Source organism: Exiguobacterium sp. s6 (assembly GCF_018618155.1).
Lineage (GTDB): Bacteria > Bacillota > Bacilli > Exiguobacteriales > Exiguobacteriaceae > Exiguobacterium > Exiguobacterium mexicanum_A.
In genome coordinates this window covers 78,413-99,212 of sequence record NZ_JACSLN010000003.1, presented here as the reverse complement: position 1 = coordinate 99,212, position 20,800 = coordinate 78,413, and the positions used below count along the sequence as shown (strand labels likewise).

Below are 20,800 nucleotides of genomic sequence, written 5' to 3'. Positions count from 1 at the left end.
CTATACTTAGGGAGGAAGCGAAATGAAACGTAAATGGAGATTATCGACCGCCGTGATGACGGCTGGGATGGTATTGACTCTTGCGGCCTGTGGCGGCGGGTCGCTTACGGAAGATGAAGGATCGAACGATGCGAACGCGGATAGCGGGGACAAACAAGACGTCACGTTGAACGTCTTCCAGTTCAAGGCGGAAATCGCCAAAGACCTCGAGGCGATGGCGAAAGAATACGAAGAAGAGACGGGCGTCAAAGTGACCGTCCAAACGGTCGGAGGCGGAGCCGACTATGGGGCAGCGCTCAAGTCCCAGTTCGCGTCAGGCAATGAACCGGACATCTTCAATAACGGTGGCTTCACCGAAGCACAAACGTGGAAAGACAAGTTGGAAGACTTGTCGGACGAGAAATGGGTCGGTGACTTGACCGAAGTGGCCAAAGAACCGATGACGATGGACGACAAACTGTACGGGATGCCGATGAACTTGGAAGGCTATGGTTTCATCTATAATAAAGAGCTGTTCGATAAGGCGGGCATCAGCGAACTGCCGAAGACGTTGTCTGAGTTGACGGATGCGGCTGAGAAGTTGGATAAAGCAGGCATCACGCCGTTCTCGGTCGGTTATGCCGAATTCTGGATTCTCGGTATCCATTTGCTCAACATTCCGATGGCGCAGCAAGACGATCCGGATGCGTTTATCCAGGCGCTGAACGAGAATAAAGGAAAATTCGAGGACAACGAGCAATTCCAACAGTTCTTGAAACTGTTCGACCTCACGATCAAATATGGAAATAAAAATCCACTTACGACGGACTATAACACGCAAGTCACTCAGTTCGCTCAAGGTGAGACGGCGATGCTTCAACAAGGGAACTGGGCGCAACAGATGATTCTTGACGTGAACCCGGACATCGAGATGGGCTTCGTGCCAATTCCGATCAATGATGACAAAGAGAAGATGGACCGCCTCCCGGTCGGTGTCCCGAACAACTGGGTCGTCAACAAAAACTCCGAGTATAAGGAAGAAGCGAAGGATTTCCTCGAATGGATGGCGACGTCCGATACGGGTAAAGACTACATGGTCAACAAGTTCAAATTTATCCCGGCGTTCAAATCGATTGAAGCGAACGACCTTGGACCACTTGCGGACGATATCTTGGCCTATTCAAACGAAGGCAAGACGATCTCGTGGAACTGGTTCAAGTATCCGGATGGTGCGGTCAACGAGTATGGCGCACTGATGCAAGCATACGTTGGCGGTCAAAAGACAGGCGACGAGATGCTTCAAGACTTCACGAAAGTATGGGCCGATAAGGCGAAATGATAGCAACACAAGCGGCGAAATGACCCCTTCGCCACTTGTGTTTTTTTTATGAAGAAACTGTCACATGAATCCCATAAAAATGACACACATACCCCCCTAGGTTTTCGTACAATATGTTCTGTAAGCGATTCATCAAGAGGAGGGGTTATGAAACGACTAAGCGGGTTACTCGCGTTATGGTTCTTCTCACCGATCACTGTTCAAGCGAACGAGGAACCGGTGTCGCTCAAAGAACCGATTGTGATTCAATCGAACGAAACGTTTAACGGTGAAGGAAAGCGGTTCAGTAGTTGTGAACATCCTGCGTTTCAACTCGAAGGGACCGGGGCCGTGCTCGAGAACGTCGAGATCGAACAGTGCGAACGGACGACCGTGCCCGCGGTGCTCGTCGTGGGACTCGGCCATCAAGTCATCGACGTTACGATTGAGGCGACCGGGACCGGGATCGCCGTCGAGAACAGTTACGGGGTCAGGTTGATTCGACCGAACGTGACAGGGAAGGGTGAGGAGGAAGGAATCTCCATCGAGGATAGCGAGGCGATCGTCATCAAAGGAGCCATCGTCGACCACGTCCGTGACGGCATTTATATTGAAAACGGGACCGGACACGAGTTGACCCGGCCGCTCGTCACGAACTCACGATACGGCGTTCATCTTATGTTCCCGACGGACGTCTCGATTGTGTCCCCGAATCTGCACAACAATGAAACTGGCGCGATGGTGATGGGGACCGAGCGCGTCCGTATCGAGAATGGACAAATCTATGATCAAGTCGGTGCGACAGGAATGGGACTCATGCTGTTCGAAGCGATTGAAACGAGCATCCGTGCCAATGCGATTTATGGGAACCGCGTCGGCATTTATGCCGAAAAATCGGAATGGACGACAATCCATGATAACGGTGTGAACGGAAATGATATCGGCCTAAGGATGAAACGGGCCAACGGGATGACGTTGACCGGGAACGATGTGACGAACAATCGCTATCCCGTCGTATCATTTGAAGCGGCCGATAACGTGATTGTCGGCAACGAATGGGGCGGGCAGACACTCGATTTGACCCAGGACGGGCAGAGCGAGATCCCGTATCGGGCCGACCCATATTTGTTTTTGCTCGCTGATTCGTATGAAGCGTTTGAATTGCTGTACGGGGCTCCAGGGTTGACCGTACTCGAGCGTGTCCTCAGGAGCCCCGACGAGGTCACGCTCACCGATGTTTCGCCACGGGCGACGACGTTCGAGTTAAAGTGGCAGGGAACGGTTGGGGCAACCGTGTTAAGTGGATTATTGATTTTATTATGGCGATTTGGGAGGAAACAAGATGATTACTTATAAGAAGATGGCAGGATTACTTACCGTATCAGGATTGACGCTCGCATTGGGTGCGTGTTCAAGCGCGGCGGCGGAACCGTTTGACATCGAATGGGGCGAGACCGAATGCGAAGTATGTAACATGAAGATCATGGACGAACAGTTCGCTGCCGAGGCGATCATGGACAACGGAAAAGGCTATGCATTCGATGACATCGGTTGTTTGATGCGGGACTGGTATCCGGAACAGACAGAAGAAGACATCGCAGCTATGTACGTCAAAGACTACAACACGAAAGAATGGGTCGACCTTGAAGAAGGAACATTCGTCTACGATAAGATGTCGAAGACACCGATGGCTTACAATATCGTCTCGTTTGCGAAGGAAGCGGATGCTGAGGCATACGTGGACGAGAACGGCGGCATGGTCATGGACCTCGACGACTTGAAAGACCATTCATGGGAGCGCGGGGAAATGAAACAGCATAAAAAGATGAACGCAGATGATGACAGCAAGATGAGTGAGAATGATTCCTCAGAAGGCCACGGACAGTAAATGATGCTGTGGCGGATCGAGTGGTCGCGCACGTTACGTCAAAAAGAGAGTTACGTCTTCCTGTTCACCTGGATGGTGACGCTCGTGCTGCTTGGCGGTCTCGGACAAGCGCTACCGGTGGCGACCGCCTACACGAACGTCAACGCGACATTACTCACCATCATCGGACTCGTCTTACCGCTTTTCGTCATGTTGACGACGGCGCTCCAGTGGGGAGGGGAGCGGGAGTCGAAACGTTTGCGTCTCTTGACGACGTACCCGCTATCGATGTTTCACCTCGTCTGGATGCGTTACACCGCCTTTCTCGCGACGCAGGCTTTAATTGTCACGCTCGCCTATGCGCTCTCGTCATTCTTCGTATCGATGCCTCTCAAGACGTGGGTCGTCCTTTGGGCATATTCGCTCGGGCTCATCGCGTATGGGGCGGCGTTCGGGACATTCGTTGGCGTCATCGGTCGAAATCGGCTTCAAGCTGTCCTCATGTCTTTCCTCGTTTGGACTGTCTTGATTTTGTTATGGCCGACGGTGCTCGTCAGTGTCATTGCGTGGATACCATACGGTGTTCAGGCGGAAGCGATGGTCGGCGCCTTGTTTTTGAACGGATTTGAGTTGTTGCGCGTCTGGGTGAGCGCAGTATTGGCGGCCCCCGATTTGTTCGGGGCCATCTATGAGACGTTTATTGGGTGGCTCGACGGCCCGGTCGGTACGGCTGTCGTCGGTGCGACAATCATCGGGGTCATTCTCAGTATGTTGGGCGCGGCGGCGTGGTGGTTACGACGGGAGGGTCGACATGATTCAACTTAATCAAGTGGGAAAACGATACGGCGAGTCATGGGCGCTCCATCCGCTTGACGGTGCGATTGACTCAGGCCAGGTCGTCGCTTTATGCGGCAGCAACGGGGCTGGGAAGTCGACACTGTTGAATCTTATGAACGGCACGATTCCCCCAAGCGTCGGGAGCGTGTCCTTGAACGGTCGAACGATCGATGACGGGAAGGTGTACCATCGGACGTTTGGATACATGCCAGACGACTTTGCGTTCGATCCGTCTTGGACCGTCGGTGAGACGTACGCCTATTACGCATTATGGCAAGGCGTGAAACCGGATTTAGCGCTGTTGGAGCGCGTCGGTCTCGATGGATTGAGAAACCGAGCCGTCGGGAAGTTGTCGAAAGGGATGCGTCAACGTCTCCTACTGGCGCAGGCGCTCGTGACGAAACCTGACATCTTGCTCCTCGATGAACCGACGAACGGACTCGATCCGACTTGGATGCGTCTGCTCGGTGGCTTGTTGCGGGAAGAAGCTGAGCGTGGTGCGACGATCGTCTGCTCGACACACCAGCTTGATGTAGCAGCGATGCTCGCTGATGAAGTATGGATGCTCAAGGACGGTCGGCTCGCAGGTCGCGTCCTCGTCACGGACGAAGCGGCGGCTTATGCTGAAATCAAACGTTTCTTTTTCGAATCGGAAGTTGAGGCTTGTCAAACCGGCGCGGCTCGCACAAAATAATAGACAGTTGAAGTGGTGCTCGGAACCTTCCGGCACCACTATTTTATTGGGGAGATGAAACAAATGAGAAAGAATGTTACGGTCGCGCTGTTATTGGCGACTTTTTTAGCGGCGATTGAAGGGACGGTCGTCTCCGTCGCAACGCCGGTCATCGCGAGCGAATTGAATGGGGCCGCCCTCGTGAGCTGGGTGTTTGCCGCCTTCTTGCTGTTCACGGCGGTATCGACACCAATCTATGGGAAGGTGGCCGATTTGTTCGGCCGAAAGCGTGTCCTGTTATTTGGAATCGGGCTGTTCACGCTCGCCTCACTTCTTTGCGGACTTGCCACATCGATGGAACAACTGATTGTCTTCCGGGCGCTTCAAGGGCTCGGCGCCGGTGCGGTATTACCAATCTCGATGACGATTATCGGCGATTTGTATAAATACGAAGAGCGCGGCAAGATTCAAGGGATTTTGAGCGCGGTGTGGGGCGTATCGGGCGTGCTCGGTCCGGTCATCGGCGGGTTCTTGGTCGAGACGTTGTCTTGGCGTTACGTCTTCTTATTGAACGTACCGTTCGCACTTTTATCGTTCATCATGATCGTCACGTTCTATAAAGAGACCGTGACCGAGACGACGGAACGGATTGACGTCAAAGGAGCGTTGTTGTTCGCGTTCGGTACGACGGCGTTCTTGTATGGGCTGATCACGTTCAGCGAGACGAACGTCTGGACGGCCTCGGTCGTCGCCAGTGCCGTCTTCAGCGTCATCTTGCTCACCAGTTTCTTCTTATCGGAACGACGGGCGAAGACACCGTTGTTGCCACTCGAATTATTGAAACAACCAATCATCGCGTCGATCAATGGGGCCGTCTTCTTCGCGGCGTGGGTCCTCGTGTCAATGTCGGCCTATATCCCGATTTGGGCACAGGCCGTCCTTGGGAAATCAGCGACCGAAGCCGGATTCATGCTCATGCCACTCTCGGTCGCTTGGACATTCACGTCGATTATCGGCGGCCGTACACTTGGAGCGGCCTCGCCACGGCGTCGGGCCGTGACAGGAATGAGTCTCTTGTTGATCGGGACAATCATCTTGACGCTGCTCACGCAATCAAGCCCAGATCTGTTCGTCTACCTCGCTGTCGCCATTATTGGCGTCGGGTTCGGCTTGTCACAGCCGATGTTCATCGTCGTCTTGCAGACCGTCGTATCTTACCGGCAACGCGGGACCGCGACGGCCGCGAACTCATTTTTGAGTACCGTCGGTCAGACGCTCGGTGTTGCCGTGTTTGGTGCAGTATTCAACTTTATCGTCCTCAGCGGTTTCCGTGACGAGGCGGGCTTGAGCGACGTATCACTCGAATCGTTCTTTAATCGAAGCGTCACCGAGACGTTAAACACGACGGTCCGGCTCCAAGGCGAGCAACTCATCGCCACCGGATTGAATACCGTCTTCATCGGAGCGGCACTCGCGGCGTTCATCGCGTTGTTGATCGCGCTTCGCTTACCAGCTAACCCACCCGAACCTTCACGCGACAACTAAAGACACGGTATGATGGTGAAAAGGAGGCGATCATGTTGAAACGATGGATCCTTGTGTTATCTCTTGCCGTATTAGCAGGTTGTGCATCGGAACCTGCTGACGCACCGGCGCCAAAAGAGACTCCGGTCGAAGAGTCGACCGAAGAAACACCTGCGGAAGATACACCAGGCGATGCACCAACATCGGAAGCAGACGATTCGCTGACATTCGGTGCGAGCGAGTCTGTCGTTGAGCAATTGGACGTACCGTGGTCGATGGTAAGGACCGACGAAGGATGGCTTATCTCGGAACGAGGTGGCACAATCGCCGTCATCGATGCGGACGGGAATCTCGATCGACAACCGGTCGTCCTCGAAGAAGATGTGCTCGAAATCGGCGAGGGTGGTTTACTCGGCCTGGCCTTGACGACAGATTTCACGACATCCCGACAAGTGTACGCCTATCATACGTACGGGACACCTGGGGACGTACGAAACCGGGTCGTCGAATTGACGTGGGACGGGGAGCGCTTTGAAGAGACGGCTGTCGTGCTCGATGACATCCCAGGCGCCCAGTTCCACAACGGCGGCCGCTTATTGCTCGATGGCGACGCACTTTGGGTCACCACGGGAGACGCCCTCGTTCCGGATCTCGCTCAAGATGAGACGTCGATTGCCGGAAAAGTGTTACGGGTGTCCTTATCCGGAACAGGCGAGCCAACCGATTGGATTTATTCGTCGGGCCACCGCAATCCCCAAGGTTTGACGAAAGTTGGCGACACGCTCTATGCGAGTGAACATGGGGCGTCCGGTCACGATGAAGTGAACACTCTCGAGCGGGGAAACAACTATGGCTGGCCGCTCATCGAGGCAGACCAGGAACAAGATGGTCTCGAGACACCATGGTTCGAAGTCGGGGAGACATCGTGGGCACCTTCGGGAATCGCGGCGGACGACCGTTACGTATACATGGCGACGCTTCGGGGGAATCGCCTTGTTGCCATCGACCGAGAGACAAAAGAGGTCACCCCGCTCGTCGAGGACAAAGGGCGTATCCGTGATGTCTGGTTAGGAGACGGAGAGCTCTACTTCATCACAAACAATACGGATGGACGCGGAAATCCGAGCAATGAGGATGATCAGCTGTATCGCTTGACCCTCGAATAGAAACTGACACCCGTGTCAGTTTCTATTTTTTTGTTGTCGATATCCAATTATCAGGTATAATGGACTTCATATGGAAAATGAAGGGGAATTTTACATGAAACAATCGCAATTGGTACATAAGAACGAAAAGCTGTATTTTGGACTGCTCGTCGCGGCCAGCGTGTTGACGGTGGTGTTAGGAATCGTCTTCACAATCGCCTCACTCGGTATTTTCTTATGGATAATCGGAACGATTTTAGCACTGTCTCTATTCACGCACTGGCTTCAAATCGGATATATTCGCACGAACGGCGTCAAAGTGACAGAGCGTCAATTTACCGACTTGCATCATACGTATCAGCGTGTCGGGCAAGAGATGGGGATTCGCCTACTCCCGGACGTCTATATTCTTCAAGCCGGGGGCGTCTTGAACGCTTTCGCGACACGTTTCTTCCAAAAGAACATGGTCATCTTGTATTCGGATATCGTCGAGTTGTCACGTGATGGGTACACGAAAGAAGTCGAGTTTGTCATTGCGCATGAACTGGCACACATTCGCCGTAATCACGTTCAAAAACAGTGGGCCATGATGCTCGGCGGCTGGATCCCGTTTTTAGGGTCTGCCTATTCGCGCGCCTGTGAATTTACGTGTGACCGCATGGCCGCCCACTACATTCAAGACCAAGCCGCATCGAAACGTGCCCTCACGATTCTTGCGATCGGTGGGAAGTTGGCAAAAGAAGTGAGCGAGTTTGACTACTTGTACGAAGCGAGCCGTGAGAACGGATTTATCGCCAAGTTGAGCGAGCTGTTATCGACGCATCCGCCGCTCCCGAAACGGATTGCGGCCATCGCGACGAACGCGGGTGAGACGAACGTTCCGGTCTTCAAGACGGCCGGATACGTCAAAGGCTCGATTATCAGCACGATCATCTTGAGCGTCATTGTCAACGTGGCCATCGTCGCCTGGTTGTTCACGAGCGACGGATTGACGGGCTTATCGGAAGGCATCGGCTCACTTGATGCGATGTCAGAAGAACCGATTCAAGAACTTGCCTACAACGCCGCAACGTACGAAGAGTTTGAGGCTTTATTGGCAGACGGGGCTGACGTCAACACGCAAGATCTGTATGGCGATACGCCGCTCCATAACTTGTTATACGGGGAAGGCGCGGACATCGACACGGTCGAGCTGTTGCTCGAGAGCGGTGCCGACGTGTCCCTCGAGAACGAGGACGGGATGACCCCGGCTGAACTCGCTGCCGACTCGGGTCAACCAACAGGAATCATCGAATTGATTCAATCGTACGAGTGAACAGAGAGGTTTATGGCCATGCGTGTGGCCATAAACCTTTTTAATAACAGCTATTGCAAACGCTTGCATAAGCCGTGATATAATGACAGCGAGGAGGCGATACGTGGATGAGCATTCGGACGAAGCTGACGGGAATGATCGCCTTGACGATTATCGTTCCCGTCATTTTGGCGACGGTCATTTCTTTTTGGTACGTCAAAGACAGGGAGCGAGAGCGGGGGCTCCAGCTCACCGAATGGTCGCTTGAGCGTGGGACGCTGCAAATGGAGCGATATATCTCGGACTTGAGCCGCCTGCCGACAAGTCTATATGCGAACCGGGACGTGCTCGATATTCTCGAGTATGGGCCGGGGCTATCCCTTCAGCAGACCGAATTGGAAGTGAGACGGGCGCTCCTCGGAATGTACTTGTCCCGCGAGGATGTGGCCCAGATTCAACTGCTCATGCTCGAGGACATGGACTCGTTCGCCGCTTATAAAATGAAAGTGTCCCCGCGTTCGAAACAGCAACCGAGTGCGATTCAACAGCAGTTGTTGAAGGATGAAGAGAGTCGCGTCCTGCTCGAGGCCTCGCATCCGCTTGTGCCGTATCATGATTTCGGTCCGCTCGTCTCGGAAGAAGATGTCGTCACGCTTCATTTTCGGCTCGATAAGATTGAGACGGACCAGCCGCTCGCGATTCTTTCCATTGATATCCCGGAAGACGTCTTCATCGGTCAGCTCGCCTCGTTACAGAACAACCCGACTGAGAGCCTCTGGTTCATCGGAGGCAGTAATCAAGTGTTCGCGCAACTCGGTGACGGTGAAATCCCGCAAAACGTGTCGACGAACTCGTTGTCGAGCGACGGGAAGCATCACCGCATTGTCAAATCGTTCGAGTTTGAGAACCAGACGTTTTACGTCGGGAAATCGATTCCTGATCGTCTGTTGACCGAACCGGCATCGCGGACATCGTTTATCATCTTCGTTGTTGGGATGGTGTCGCTCGTATTGGCGTTGATCGGTGCGACCTACGCTTCGATGCGCTTGACGACCCCGATCAAGACACTGACATCGAATATATGGCGCATTGAACAAGGGGATATGACGGTCTCGTTCGATTCCCTGGGAAATGATGAGTTCGGTGTGCTCGGACGGCAATTCAAACGGATGATCGAACGCATTGACGATTTGATTCAACGCGAGTATCGTCTGGCGCTCGAAAATCGGACGAATGAACTGAGAGCGCTCCAAGCCCAGACGAACCCACATTTTTTATTCAACGCCTTGCAGTCGATTGGGACGCTTGCCCTGAAAGGGGACGGTAAGACGGTGTACCGTCTCATCACGCAGCTCTCCTCGATGATGCGCTATACGATGCACCCTGATGAGTCGCTCGTGACGCTTAGGCGAGAAGTCGACCACCTCACGTCTTACATTCGGCTGCAGAAAGTCCGTTTCCCCGATCAATTCGAGATCGAGGTCGACGTGCCGGAGACGCTCCTCGACTTGACCGTGCCGAAGATGATTTTACAGCCGCTCGCCGAGAACTTCTTTAAGCACGGGTTTGAGCGGGACGGTGCGACAGCAGCGAACCGCTTCTCGGTCCGGATTCACCAGGTGGGGCCAGATCTCGTGATTCGATGTGAGAATAGCGGACGCGATATCTCGGACGAAGAGCTAGCGCTGTTAAAAGAACGGATTGAGAAGTCGACCCAACCTTTGAATGGTGCAGAAGGCACCGGTTTAAAGAACATTCGGGATCGACTCATGTTAAACTATAATCGGGAGGCTCAGTTTATGTTGGCTACACCAGAGACAGGCGGATTTCGTATTGTCATGCGTTTCCCGGCTGTAAAGGAGGCGGATGCGTCATGACGAAAGTATTGATCGTCGATGATGAGTCGCCGGTACGGGAAGCGGTGAAACTGCTCGGGGAGTGGGAACAGCTCGGCGTCACGAAAGTGATCGAGGCGCAGGACGGGGAAGAAGCGAAACGAATCATCGCCAAGGAACGGCCGGCACTGATTTTATCGGACCTGCAGATGCCTCGTTGTAACGGCATCGAGCTGATGGAATGGGTTCATAAGGAAGCTGAGGCGACCAAGCTAATCGTATTGACCGGTTATGACGAATATTCGTACATGCGGCGTGCGATTCAGCTCGGTAGTTTTGATTACTTGTTGAAGCCGATCGACCCGGACGTCTTGAATGAGACGCTTGCACGCGCTCTTGCTGACGTCACGCCTGATGAAGCGGATCCGATTCTACAGATTGGTGCGTTCATCGAGCGCCATTATGCGGAAGAACTCAGCTTACAAGGGATGAGCGAGCGCTTTTACTTGAGCCGCGAATACATATCGCGTCGCTTCAAACAACAGTACGGCGTCAACTTATCCGAATATTTGCTGTCGATCCGGATGCTCGAGGCGAAACGTCTCCTTGAGACGAGTAGACAACGTATTTATGAAGTCGCCCAAGCGGTCGGCTTTTCGGATGATAAATATTTCCGGAAAGTCTTTAAAAAACAGGTTGGCATCACCCCGAATGAATATCGGGAGCAGTGTCACCGACTATCTTGAAGGAGGAATTTAATCATGAGTGTACACATTGGGGCAGAACCAGGACAAATCGCAGAAACGGTATTGTTACCGGGAGATCCGCTTCGCGCGAAATATATCGCGGAAACGTTCCTTGAGGACGTCGAGTTATATAACGAGGTCCGCGGGATGTATGGCTTCACAGGAACATATAAAGGGAAACGCATTTCGGTTCAAGGGACAGGAATGGGCGTTCCATCGATGTCGATTTACGTGAACGAATTGATCATGTCATACGGCGCGAAAAACTTGATCCGTGTCGGTACGGCCGGTGGGATTCAAGAAGACGTTAAAGTACGTGACGTCGTCATCGCGATGAGCGCATCGAGTGAGATGGGTCAAAACCGTGTGCGCTTCAACGGGATGGACTATGCACCGACAGCGACGTTCGACCTCCTACATCGCGCTTATATGAACGCTGAAAAGGCCGGCATCCCGGTCAAAGTCGGTCAAATCTTCACAGCCGACCAATTCTATCAAGATGATTTCCACCATTTCAAGAAGTGGGCCGACTTCGGTTGCCTCGCCATCGAGATGGAGGCGGCAGGACTCTACACACTCGCTGCGAAACATAAAGTGAACGCGTTGACGATCCTTACGATCTCAGACCACTTGTTGACAGGAGAAGAGACGACATCCGAAGAACGTCAAACGACGTTTGACGAGATGATCCGTGTCGCACTCGATACAGCGGTCGAAGTCACGAACTGATGCAAATGCCCTACAAGCCACTGGTTTGTAGGGCATTTTTGTGTCCGTGCGCCTTCCCGTGTATACAAAGTGAAACCGGCAAGCTAGACTGAAGCTGAAACGAACAGTTCGAAAATCGGGCTGTACCAAGGAGTTGTGACTATGAACAAAGCATCTGCTTTTGTCATTTATAGTATCGTCTTTTTTGCTTTCTTTGATCTTTTTGCCCAGCTTCCGGTCATGAGCACGTTCGCGACATCGGTCGGTGCGACACCGTTCATCGCCGGACTCGTCATTGCCATTTATTCGTTGTCGAACACGTTCGGCAACATTTTATCGGGAATCTGGACTGACCGGATCGGTCCGATTGTCATCTTATTCGTCGGTCTCGGGCTATCGAGCCTCAGTCTATTGTCATACCATCTCGTCGACACATCGACGACGCTTCTCATCGTCCGCATCGTGCACGGGTTCGTCGCCGGCTTGATCGTACCGGCCGCGTTCACATTGTCTGCTAATTTGACCGCAGCAAACCGTCAAGGGAAGAAAGTGGCATTGACCGGCAGTTTTGTCGGGTTGGCGGCCATCATCGGGCCGGCGTTCAGTGGGATCATGGCGAGTCGAACGACCGTCCCCGTCGTTTTCACATACGTCGCGTTTTATGGGGCGATGGTCGCATTACTCGCACTCATCTTTTTACGTCCGTCGAAACTGTCGCTCGGAACATCGAGCCGTCAAGAGGAAGGGAAATCACGGCTTGAACGTGACGTCGTGAAGGCGTATATCGGTGCCTTCCTTTTAATGTTCTCGCAAGGTGCGATCGCGTTCTTGCTACCGCTTTATGTACAGTCGCTCGGCTATGACTCCCGCTTGAGCGGGACACTGCTTAGTACGTTCGGAATCATGGCGGTGCTCGTATTTGTGTTACCGACGAACCGTTTGTTCGATCAAATCGAACCAGCGAAACTTGCGGCACTCGGTGTCGGCATTCTTGGTGTGAGCCAACTGTTGATCGGCCGTGCCGAGACATCTAGTCTCTTATACGGGGTGCTCGCCTTGTACGGTGTCGGTTTCGCGATCTTATTCCCAGCCATCAACACGATGTTGATCAAAGCCACCAACCATGCCAACCGTGGCAAATCCTACGGATATTTTTATGCCTTCTTCTCGCTCGGGACGGTAACGGGATCGGCTTTTTTAGGCTGGCTTTCCATCACGTTGACGCAAAAATTCACGGTGACCGGAGGCATCTTGCTCGCCGCCGGGTTGGTTCTCGTCATGATGCAACAAGCGAAAAAGCGGAACGTGCCCGTGAGATAAGGCAGACCGAGAGTGTGCGGAGCGAAGGTTCAAAATGGTCGATGGCCAAGAGAAAATGATAAGATGAAGCTAGCGCTATCATCTAAGGGAGGCAGATTTATGCTCGCACCAATCGAACAGTTGACCATCGAAGAGCTCATCCGTAAACAACGTCGCTTCTATCGGACACAAGCGACCAAATCGCTCGCATTCCGTCTCAGTATGCTGACGTTTTTAAAAGAATCGATCAAACATCATGAGGCCGAAATTCTCCAAGCGTTGGAGCAGGATTTGAACAAATCGGAACTCGACGCGTTCACGACGGAGATTGGTTTCGTCTACGATGAGATTACACGGACGACTCGTGAGTTGAAACGTTGGATGCGCCCGAAGCGAGTCCGCGGTGCTTCGATTCATCTCGGGACGAAAAGTGAGGTCATGTATGAACCTTATGGCACGGTACTGATTATCGCTCCATGGAACTACCCGTTTCAATTGGCGATGGCACCGCTCATCGGAGCGATTGCCGCAGGGAACACGGCCGTCGTGAAGCCTTCGGAATTGACACCGAACGTCGCCCAAATAATCACAAAAGTGCTCGAACGGGCGTTCACTGACCGCTACGTCGTCAGCGTCGAAGGAGATAAAGACGTGGCGACGGAACTGCTCGCAAAGAAGTGGGACCATATCTTCTTCACTGGGTCGACACCGGTCGGAAAAATTGTCATGGAGGCGGCGGCAAAACATTTGACGCCGGTCACGCTTGAGCTCGGCGGGAAATCGCCGGCCATCGTCCATGACGATGCCAATATCGAGATTGCGGCGAAACGGATCGCTTGGGGCAAATGGATGAACGCCGGGCAAACGTGCGTCGCTCCAGACTATGTCCTCGTCCATGAATCGAAACGAGAGGTATTCCTCGAAGCCATTAAACGTGAAGCGTTCACGATGTTCGGGAATGGCGTCGGGACGAAGCGGTTCACACGAATCGTCAATGAGACACATTTCGACCGCTTGATCGGATATTTGACGGAAGGCGACGTATTTTTCGGAGGTCAGACCGACCGAGATCAATTGAAGATCGCTCCGACTGTATTGACGGACATCGAAGAAGACGCAAACGTTATGAAGGATGAGATTTTTGGGCCGATTCTACCGGTACTCACGTATCGTCAACTCGACGAAGTGATTGATTTCGTCGCAGCGCGCCCACACCCGCTCGCGCTCTATTTGTTCACTGAGACGAAAGAGGTGGAGCAGAAGGTGATGAAGCATCTCACGTTTGGCGGAGGTTGTGTCAATGATGTCCTTATGCATTTGACGAACCCGAACCTGCCGTTCGGTGGCGTCGGTGAGAGCGGAATGGGCTCGTATCATGGTCGCTACAGCTTTGAGACGTTCAGCCATGCCAAATCGATTTTACGCAATACGACGAAATTTGATTTACCGGTTCGTTATCCGAACTTCAAAGGAGCCGAGAAGTTGATTCGACTCGTCTACCGATGATTGGATTAGACTGCAGAGAGCCTGCAGTCTTTTTTTGTGAACGAAAAAATAAGAAGATTGTTTGAAATGTCACATACTTTTATGAAAATGCCCATTGCCCTCCTGTATAATAAAACCATATATCACGCACGAGGCCAGATTAGGCATGAGACCAGTGGAGGGAGCAGACAACATGACTATGAAATGTGGGACGACCCAACCGAACAGCTTCGTCTTCTCAGAAGAGACGAAACAGCTCTTATTCGAGATGATGACGTTTCAAGAATATTCAAAAGCGAGTATCGTTTGTTGGGAAGGAGAAAAATGCAGTAAGTTCTTTTATTTGAAGAGCGGTACCGTCAAATTCACGAAACTGACGAAAAAAGGGAGTTCGCTTATCATGTTCATATACGGCGCTGACGACTTCTTTGGAGAGTTCGACATCGACGATGTATTCCCGAGCTCCTACAGTATCGAGACGACCGAGGACAGTGTCATCGGCTGGATTTCAAAACAAGAAATGGACGAGCTCGTGCGTCAAGACGCGCAGCTGGCTACGGAGGTGTTGCGTTGGACTTCGATGATGCGCAAACAGTCCGAGATGAAGTTGCGTGACTTGTTGCTGTATGGGAAGCCAGGGGCGCTCGCCTCGACGTTGCTTCGCATGGCGGCAATGCACGGCGTAGAGGAGACAGAGGGGGTCACAGTTCCGAGACATCCGTCTGACGGCGAACTCGGACAATTGATCGGTGCACCTCGCGAAACGGTCAATCGAATGATGAACCAGTGGCGGAAAGAAGGCGTGTTAACGACGACTCCGACATCGATGGTGTTGCATGACATCGATTTCCTAAAAGAGCTATGTTACTGCGAAGGCTGTCCCGCCGGTATTTGTCGGCTTTGACTTGCCGTTCATAAGCGTTGAAAAACGTGCGGCGTCACAACATGAGAACATGAACAGGTGATTGGACCGACTGATGTCGGAGCAATCGCCTTTTTTGTATGCCTTTTTTTAAAATGTGAACTTTATGTGTGGAAACTACGCAAATTTGATGTGATTGTCACTTTTGAAGTGACAAATGTCACATATTAATCAGTGCCCCTTTTCATACAATGAAAGTGGAAATCAAAGGGAAAGGGGTCCTTCACGTGGAGAAAAACGATGGACAAGAACCGAACTTAAAAGGCACGTTCACATCGGTCATGATTGTCGCTGGCGTCATCATTGCCATGTGGTCGTCGGTCTTTTACTTATTTGTGACACGATAACGAGCAAGAGGAGGGAAGCACGATGCATATTCATAAACTTGAGAAGTATTGGTTAGTATTCGGCATTATTCTATTAGGCGTCTTTTTGACAGTGCTCGGTATCTCTGCGTTTGCGGCAGGGAATCAGCCGGCTTCGGACGCCGATTTGATCGACCCGGCAAAAGTGCATCAAACTGCACCGTTCGACAAACCAGGGCTTCATAAAATCGGTGACAACGAGTATGAGCTCGTCATGGTCGCCCAAGCGTTCACATTCACACCGGGCAATGTGGAAATCCCAAAAGGGGCGAAAGTCACGTTTCTCGTCACGTCACCGGACGTCGTCCACGGGTTCCAATTGACAGGGACACCGGTCAATATGATGGTCGTGCCAGGCCACATCAACTCGCTCACGTATACGTTCGAAGAAGCAGGCGAATTCTTGATTCTATGTAACGAATACTGTGGAACCGGACATCACATGATGTCGACAAAAATTAAGGTGGTGGACTAAATGAATGACGTAGCCTCAAAATTAAAACAGTGGGAAATGGAACGCGGCGTACCGGTACCAAGTATCGGTGTTAAAGAAGCGCGCCTCGCCTATGCCCATGTCGTCATTTCGGTCCTCGCCGTCCTGATCGGCGGTTTGGCAGGACTCATGCAGACGCTCATCCGAACGGGCGTCATCCCGGAAGTGTTCGGTTATTATCAACTCTTGACCGCGCACGGCATCATGCTCGGTCTCGTCTTCACGACAATGTTCATCATCGGTCTTCTTTACGCGCTCCTCGCTAAGTCGTTCGGACGTTTTGAGTCGTTCCCGACCCGGGTCGCGTGGCTCGGATTTTGGATGATCATCGCCGGTGCCGTGCTCGTCACGATCATGGTGCTCGCCAATAAAGCGACCGTGTTGTATACGTTTTACGCGCCGCTCATGGCCGACCCGATCTTCTATATCGGCCTCGTCTTGTTCGTCGTCGGCACATGGTTGTCTGCGTTCGCCATGTTCCGGATGTATGCGGACTACAAACGGGAGAACCCAGGTATTCACCCGCCGCTTCCGGCGTATATGAGTGTCATGACGATGCTATTGTGGGTCATCGCAACGCTCGGTGTTGCCGGAACGATTCTGTTCCAGCTGCTACCGCTTTCGCTCGGATGGAAAGATACGGTCGGGATTGAGTTATCACGGACGTTGTTCTGGTACTTCGGTCACCCCCTCGTCTATTTCTGGCTCATGCCAGCCTATATCGTCTGGTATACGGTCGTGCCGAAAGTCATCGGGGGGAAAATCTTCTCGGATGCGCTCGCCCGGATGGCGTTCCTGTTGTTCCTCTTGTTCTCGTTCCCGGTCGGTTTCCACCACCAGTTGACAGAGCCGGGGATTGAGCCGTTCTGGAAGTTCGTTCAAGTCATCTTGACGTTCCTCGTCGTCATCCCGTCGTTTATGACGGCGTTCTCGCTGTTTGCGACGTTCGAGCTGCGTGGTCGCGCACTCGGTGCCCGCGGGTTATTCGGTTGGGTCAAGAAAATGCCATATGGGGATGTCCGTTTCCTCGCGCCGTTCGTCGGCATGTTGTTCTTCATTCCAGCCGGAGCCGGCGGGATCATCAACGCATCGCACCAATTGAACGCGATGGTCCACAACACACTTTGGGTCACAGGTCACTTCCATATCACAGTCGGGACGGCCGTCGCCTTGACGTTCTTCGGAACGGCATATTGGCTCGTACCGGTATTGCGCGGTCGTACACTCACGAAAAAGATGAACCGACTCGGATTGATTCAAACGGGAACGTGGGCGTTTGGGATGTCAATCATGTCTTACGCAATGCACATCTCAGGACTCCAAGGTAACCCGCGTCGGACCGGACCGGCAACGTACTTCTCGGATGCGCTTACGCGCGAATGGATTCCATACCACATCGCCATGGCGATTGGCGGGACGATCCTCTTGATCTCGGTCCTCATCTTCGTTTACTCAATGTTCAACTTGTCGTTCCTCGCGCCGAAAGGGGAGGAAGAATTCCCGCTTGCTGAGACGGAAGAGGCAGCGATGGAGACGCCTCGTTTCTTTGAAAACTGGAAACTATGGATCACCGTCACGTTCGTCTTGATCGCGTTCGCTTATACGGTCCCGATTTGGCACTTGATTGAGAGTGCGCCACCGGGAGCGAAAGGCTGGGTGCTCTGGTAAACTGAAGTCAGCCCTTTAGCGGGGCTGACTTTTTTTGTGGGAAGGAGATGAGGGGATGGACACTTTACGGGAAACCATTCGTCGAGAACACGCCAAGCATCCGCAAGGCCGGCCGTTCATCGTCGCCATCGACGGATTGAGCGGAGCTGGGAAGACGACGCTTGTTGATCAACTGCGCGGGACCTCACCGAAGGAAATGATGCTACATATCGATGATTTTATCGTCGAGCGGCATCGGCGTTACGGGACGGGACAATCGGAAGCGATGGAATATTATGCGCTCCAATGGGACGTCGACTTACTTGTCCAGACGTTGTTCGAACCGTTGCGGCAAGGGGAGACAACGCTGACGTTACCGTACTATGCGCGCGACCGGGACGAAATCGTCATGCGAACGATCGAGATTGCTCCGAACGCACTTGTCTTGATCGAAGGGATTTTTTTATTGCGGGACGAGTGGCGCCCTTATTTTGACTACGTCGTCTATCTCGACTGTCCGCGGGAGGTCCGGTATGAACGGGTCTTGAATCGTGATACGTATATCGGCGATTTGTCGGAGCGGATTGCCAAGTACGAGCGCCGGTACTGGCCCGGAGAAGTGCATTATTTGAAGATGGTCAACCCGAAAGCCAAGGCCAATCACATCGTTCAATCCAGTTGACGCATCCACTTATAGGAGGATGCGTTTTTGTTTTGGAAAAAACTGTTGACTCCGTTAGTGTACTATGGTGATAATACAGTCAGGTAGTGTATTAGTCGCATCATACACTTAGAGAGGTGACCACATGATCATACAATTCAACACGAGAGCCCCGGTCTACATCCAAGTCGTCGACTACTTCAAAAAGAAAATGGCACTTGGCGAACTGCAGGCGGGCGAAGAGATGCCGTCGCGGCGCGAGCTCGCGAGCGAACTGAAAATTAACCCGAACACCGTCCAAAAGGCGTTCAAAGAAATGGAGGAACAACAATTGATTACGACCGAACGGAATCGCCCAAGTCGCGTGACGACGGATGAACACGTATTGAAACGGATCCGTACCGAACTCGTCGATGAGGCGGTCGCCGTCTTCGTCGAATCGATTCAAGAACTCGACGTCACGATGGATGAGCTCGTCGATAAAATCAAACGGCAATACGGGGAGGGGAATCTCGATGATCGAAGTATTGGGAGTTAAAAAACGTTACCGGAGAAAACAAGTTATCGAAGACGTGTCGTTCACGGCCCAAAAAGGAGAAATCACGTGCCTAATCGGCTTGAATGGGACCGGGAAGTCGACCATTCTCAAAGGGATCATGGGGCTGACGCCATTCGACCGGGGCACGGTGCTCGTCGACGGCAAACCGCTCGACTTGAATCGTGTCGCGTTCGTACCGGATCATTCGACGTTCCCCATCCATTTCACGATTGAACAGTGCGAGGCGTTCATGCGCGACTTTTATCCAAAGTTCGACCCGAAATTGTTTGCCCGTCTTGTCGATGAGTTCAAGCTGTTCCCAGAGGACAAGTTGAATGAACTCTCAAAAGGGACGCTCGCGAAAGTGAATTTGGCGCTCGGCATCGCCCAAGACCCGGACTATTTATTGCTCGATGAACCGTTCTCGGGCATCGACGTATTCTCGAAAGAACAAATCGTCGAGTTGTTCTCGAGTGACATCATGGAAGACCGCGGCGTCTTGATCACGACGCATGAGATTGAAGACATCGAATATTTGGTCGATAAGGCCGTCATGTTGAACAACGGTCGAATCGTCCGTGAGTTCGACGTTGAAGACGTCCGCTTCATTCACGGAAAGTCGATCGTCGATGTCATGAGAGAGGAGTTTGGGGCATGAACTTATTGAAACTAATCGGATGGGAAGTCGAACGGATGACGAAACCGTATCTCATCTTGATCACACTGCTCGTCGTCGTTCAGTTCGGTTGGCTCGGATTCTTTTTATGGAGCGAGACGAATATGTATGAAGAAATCCGTCGCACCGGGACACCGGATTATATCTTGACGTTCGCCAATTATCTCGGAGGCATGGCGTTTATTTTGTCGATCGGGGTAGCGGTGACGGCGACGATATTTTTCAGTTTTTGGATTTGGTATCGGGATTTCCAAGGTCGCGGCACGTTCATGATGCGCCTGCTGCTCATGCCGCAACAGCGGATGCTCGTCTTCGGTGCGAAGCTAACGACGATGATGTTGATGATCCTTGGATTGTTCTCCGTCCAGTGGATTGCGCTCAAACTCCAGTACATAGCGTTTTCGAGTTGGTTTGACTCGCAAATGATTCCGATGCGTGGCTCCTTCGAACAGGCCATCGGCTACGATGGGGCGCTCTCAATCATGTATCCTGCTTCAATCGTCAACTTTATCATCCATCAAGTGCTGATTGTGATCATCATTTTATTCGTCTTCACATTCGTGTTGATTGAACGAAGTCTATGGCAACGGACAATGTGGTCGTCGATCATTGCGATGCTGATGCTTGGAACGTTGATTGTCGTTCCTATGACGGCACTTTTCTTCCTGGAGAACCGCTTGTTTATGGATGAGATGATGCTTGTGATTGGTCTCGGTCTGATGGCATGGATGATGGCAGCGGTGTGGATTAGTCGTCGTTACCTAATGAAGAAATTAAGTGTGTGAGGT

21 protein-coding genes are annotated in these 20,800 nt (G+C 52.3%); all 21 read left to right on the top strand.

Features of this window, described 5'->3' with window-relative positions; genetic code table 11:
- The first annotated feature begins 22 nt into the window (after nucleotides 1-22).
- The 21 genes from KNP75_RS13230 (at nucleotide 23) to KNP75_RS13130 (ending at nucleotide 20,797) form a co-directional block, all read left to right on the top strand.
- On the top strand, nucleotides 23-1,318 hold the full coding sequence (locus KNP75_RS13230) for an ABC transporter substrate-binding protein (RefSeq protein ID WP_034781154.1): 1,296 nt from the start codon (nucleotides 23-25) through the stop codon (nucleotides 1,316-1,318).
- Between the two features lie 147 nt (nucleotides 1,319-1,465).
- Nucleotides 1,466-2,653: a right-handed parallel beta-helix repeat-containing protein gene (locus KNP75_RS13225; protein WP_215190613.1), complete on the top strand. Its 1,188-nt coding sequence runs from the start codon at nucleotides 1,466-1,468 to the stop codon at nucleotides 2,651-2,653.
- A complete protein-coding gene (locus KNP75_RS13220) occupies nucleotides 2,640-3,185 on the top strand; it encodes a nitrous oxide reductase accessory protein NosL (protein ID WP_215190612.1) in 546 nt (181 codons plus the stop codon). The genes KNP75_RS13225 and KNP75_RS13220 overlap by 14 nt, the downstream gene beginning before the upstream one ends.
- On the top strand, nucleotides 3,186-3,989 hold the full coding sequence (locus KNP75_RS13215; protein ID WP_251128358.1) for an ABC transporter permease: 804 nt from the start codon (nucleotides 3,186-3,188) through the stop codon (nucleotides 3,987-3,989). It begins immediately after the preceding gene.
- Complete coding sequence (locus tag KNP75_RS13210) at nucleotides 3,976-4,695, top strand: ABC transporter ATP-binding protein (RefSeq protein WP_214797599.1); 720 nt, start codon at nucleotides 3,976-3,978, stop codon at nucleotides 4,693-4,695. Before KNP75_RS13215 ends, KNP75_RS13210 begins: the two co-directional genes overlap by 14 nt.
- A gap of 63 nt (nucleotides 4,696-4,758) precedes the next feature.
- The gene (locus KNP75_RS13205; protein ID WP_034781148.1) at nucleotides 4,759-6,219 is read left to right on the top strand and encodes an MDR family MFS transporter; all 1,461 of its coding nucleotides are present in this window, start codon (nucleotides 4,759-4,761) and stop codon (nucleotides 6,217-6,219) included.
- Between the two features lie 35 nt (nucleotides 6,220-6,254).
- On the top strand, nucleotides 6,255-7,364 hold the full coding sequence (locus tag KNP75_RS13200) for a PQQ-dependent sugar dehydrogenase (RefSeq protein ID WP_251128357.1): 1,110 nt from the start codon (nucleotides 6,255-6,257) through the stop codon (nucleotides 7,362-7,364).
- Between the two features lie 94 nt (nucleotides 7,365-7,458).
- Nucleotides 7,459-8,658 (top strand): M48 family metallopeptidase, encoded by a 1,200-nt coding sequence (locus KNP75_RS13195; RefSeq protein ID WP_215190610.1) that lies wholly within the window; start codon nucleotides 7,459-7,461, stop codon nucleotides 8,656-8,658.
- 107 nt (nucleotides 8,659-8,765) lie between these two features.
- Nucleotides 8,766-10,514 carry a sensor histidine kinase gene (locus KNP75_RS13190; RefSeq protein ID WP_215190609.1) on the top strand — a complete coding sequence of 583 codons (1,749 nt, stop codon included), beginning with the start codon at nucleotides 8,766-8,768 and terminating at the stop codon, nucleotides 10,512-10,514.
- A complete protein-coding gene (locus KNP75_RS13185; protein ID WP_034781142.1) occupies nucleotides 10,511-11,218 on the top strand; it encodes a response regulator transcription factor in 708 nt (235 codons plus the stop codon). Before KNP75_RS13190 ends, KNP75_RS13185 begins: the two co-directional genes overlap by 4 nt.
- A gap of 15 nt (nucleotides 11,219-11,233) precedes the next feature.
- Nucleotides 11,234-11,947, top strand: coding sequence for a purine-nucleoside phosphorylase (gene deoD / locus KNP75_RS13180; protein ID WP_034781140.1), 714 nt, complete (start codon nucleotides 11,234-11,236; stop codon nucleotides 11,945-11,947).
- A gap of 141 nt (nucleotides 11,948-12,088) precedes the next feature.
- Nucleotides 12,089-13,246 (top strand): MFS transporter, encoded by a 1,158-nt coding sequence (locus KNP75_RS13175; protein WP_034781138.1) that lies wholly within the window; start codon nucleotides 12,089-12,091, stop codon nucleotides 13,244-13,246.
- 99 nt (nucleotides 13,247-13,345) lie between these two features.
- Nucleotides 13,346-14,731, top strand: coding sequence for an aldehyde dehydrogenase (locus tag KNP75_RS13170; RefSeq protein ID WP_214712847.1), 1,386 nt, complete (start codon nucleotides 13,346-13,348; stop codon nucleotides 14,729-14,731).
- A 172-nt stretch (nucleotides 14,732-14,903) separates the two neighbouring features.
- Nucleotides 14,904-15,614, top strand: coding sequence for a Crp/Fnr family transcriptional regulator (locus tag KNP75_RS13165; RefSeq protein ID WP_034781136.1), 711 nt, complete (start codon nucleotides 14,904-14,906; stop codon nucleotides 15,612-15,614).
- 245 nt (nucleotides 15,615-15,859) lie between these two features.
- Nucleotides 15,860-15,979, top strand: coding sequence for a cytochrome c oxidase subunit 2A (locus KNP75_RS13160; protein ID WP_232819585.1), 120 nt, complete (start codon nucleotides 15,860-15,862; stop codon nucleotides 15,977-15,979).
- A 22-nt stretch (nucleotides 15,980-16,001) separates the two neighbouring features.
- Nucleotides 16,002-16,472: a cytochrome c oxidase subunit II gene (locus KNP75_RS13155; RefSeq protein WP_034781134.1), complete on the top strand. Its 471-nt coding sequence runs from the start codon at nucleotides 16,002-16,004 to the stop codon at nucleotides 16,470-16,472.
- A complete protein-coding gene (locus tag KNP75_RS13150; RefSeq protein ID WP_034781132.1) occupies nucleotides 16,473-18,158 on the top strand; it encodes a b(o/a)3-type cytochrome-c oxidase subunit 1 in 1,686 nt (561 codons plus the stop codon).
- 55 nt (nucleotides 18,159-18,213) lie between these two features.
- Nucleotides 18,214-18,819 carry a kinase gene (locus KNP75_RS13145; RefSeq protein WP_215190608.1) on the top strand — a complete coding sequence of 202 codons (606 nt, stop codon included), beginning with the start codon at nucleotides 18,214-18,216 and terminating at the stop codon, nucleotides 18,817-18,819.
- 124 nt (nucleotides 18,820-18,943) lie between these two features.
- Nucleotides 18,944-19,336 carry a GntR family transcriptional regulator gene (locus KNP75_RS13140; RefSeq protein ID WP_215190607.1) on the top strand — a complete coding sequence of 131 codons (393 nt, stop codon included), beginning with the start codon at nucleotides 18,944-18,946 and terminating at the stop codon, nucleotides 19,334-19,336.
- Complete coding sequence (locus KNP75_RS13135) at nucleotides 19,314-19,994, top strand: ABC transporter ATP-binding protein (protein ID WP_214754252.1); 681 nt, start codon at nucleotides 19,314-19,316, stop codon at nucleotides 19,992-19,994. The genes KNP75_RS13140 and KNP75_RS13135 overlap by 23 nt, the downstream gene beginning before the upstream one ends.
- Nucleotides 19,991-20,797: a hypothetical protein gene (locus tag KNP75_RS13130; RefSeq protein ID WP_215190606.1), complete on the top strand. Its 807-nt coding sequence runs from the start codon at nucleotides 19,991-19,993 to the stop codon at nucleotides 20,795-20,797. The genes KNP75_RS13135 and KNP75_RS13130 overlap by 4 nt, the downstream gene beginning before the upstream one ends.
- Nucleotides 20,798-20,800 lie beyond the last annotated feature (3 nt).

Coding starts and splice junctions, on each gene's coding strand:
- KNP75_RS13145 (WP_215190608.1), top strand. CDS start 18,214: ATGGACACTTTACGGGAAACCATTCGTCGAGAACACGCCAAGCATCCG.
- KNP75_RS13175 (WP_034781138.1), top strand. CDS start 12,089: ATGAACAAAGCATCTGCTTTTGTCATTTATAGTATCGTCTTTTTTGCT.
- KNP75_RS13130 (WP_215190606.1), top strand. CDS start 19,991: ATGAACTTATTGAAACTAATCGGATGGGAAGTCGAACGGATGACGAAA.
- KNP75_RS13210 (WP_214797599.1), top strand. CDS start 3,976: ATGATTCAACTTAATCAAGTGGGAAAACGATACGGCGAGTCATGGGCG.
- KNP75_RS13170 (WP_214712847.1), top strand. CDS start 13,346: ATGCTCGCACCAATCGAACAGTTGACCATCGAAGAGCTCATCCGTAAA.
- KNP75_RS13165 (WP_034781136.1), top strand. CDS start 14,904: ATGACTATGAAATGTGGGACGACCCAACCGAACAGCTTCGTCTTCTCA.
- KNP75_RS13195 (WP_215190610.1), top strand. CDS start 7,459: ATGAAACAATCGCAATTGGTACATAAGAACGAAAAGCTGTATTTTGGA.
- KNP75_RS13155 (WP_034781134.1), top strand. CDS start 16,002: ATGCATATTCATAAACTTGAGAAGTATTGGTTAGTATTCGGCATTATT.
- KNP75_RS13190 (WP_215190609.1), top strand. CDS start 8,766: ATGAGCATTCGGACGAAGCTGACGGGAATGATCGCCTTGACGATTATC.
- KNP75_RS13215 (WP_251128358.1), top strand. CDS start 3,186: ATGATGCTGTGGCGGATCGAGTGGTCGCGCACGTTACGTCAAAAAGAG.
- KNP75_RS13220 (WP_215190612.1), top strand. CDS start 2,640: ATGATTACTTATAAGAAGATGGCAGGATTACTTACCGTATCAGGATTG.
- deoD (WP_034781140.1), top strand. CDS start 11,234: ATGAGTGTACACATTGGGGCAGAACCAGGACAAATCGCAGAAACGGTA.
- KNP75_RS13150 (WP_034781132.1), top strand. CDS start 16,473: ATGAATGACGTAGCCTCAAAATTAAAACAGTGGGAAATGGAACGCGGC.
- KNP75_RS13205 (WP_034781148.1), top strand. CDS start 4,759: ATGAGAAAGAATGTTACGGTCGCGCTGTTATTGGCGACTTTTTTAGCG.
- KNP75_RS13230 (WP_034781154.1), top strand. CDS start 23: ATGAAACGTAAATGGAGATTATCGACCGCCGTGATGACGGCTGGGATG.
- KNP75_RS13185 (WP_034781142.1), top strand. CDS start 10,511: ATGACGAAAGTATTGATCGTCGATGATGAGTCGCCGGTACGGGAAGCG.
- KNP75_RS13135 (WP_214754252.1), top strand. CDS start 19,314: ATGATCGAAGTATTGGGAGTTAAAAAACGTTACCGGAGAAAACAAGTT.
- KNP75_RS13140 (WP_215190607.1), top strand. CDS start 18,944: ATGATCATACAATTCAACACGAGAGCCCCGGTCTACATCCAAGTCGTC.
- KNP75_RS13225 (WP_215190613.1), top strand. CDS start 1,466: ATGAAACGACTAAGCGGGTTACTCGCGTTATGGTTCTTCTCACCGATC.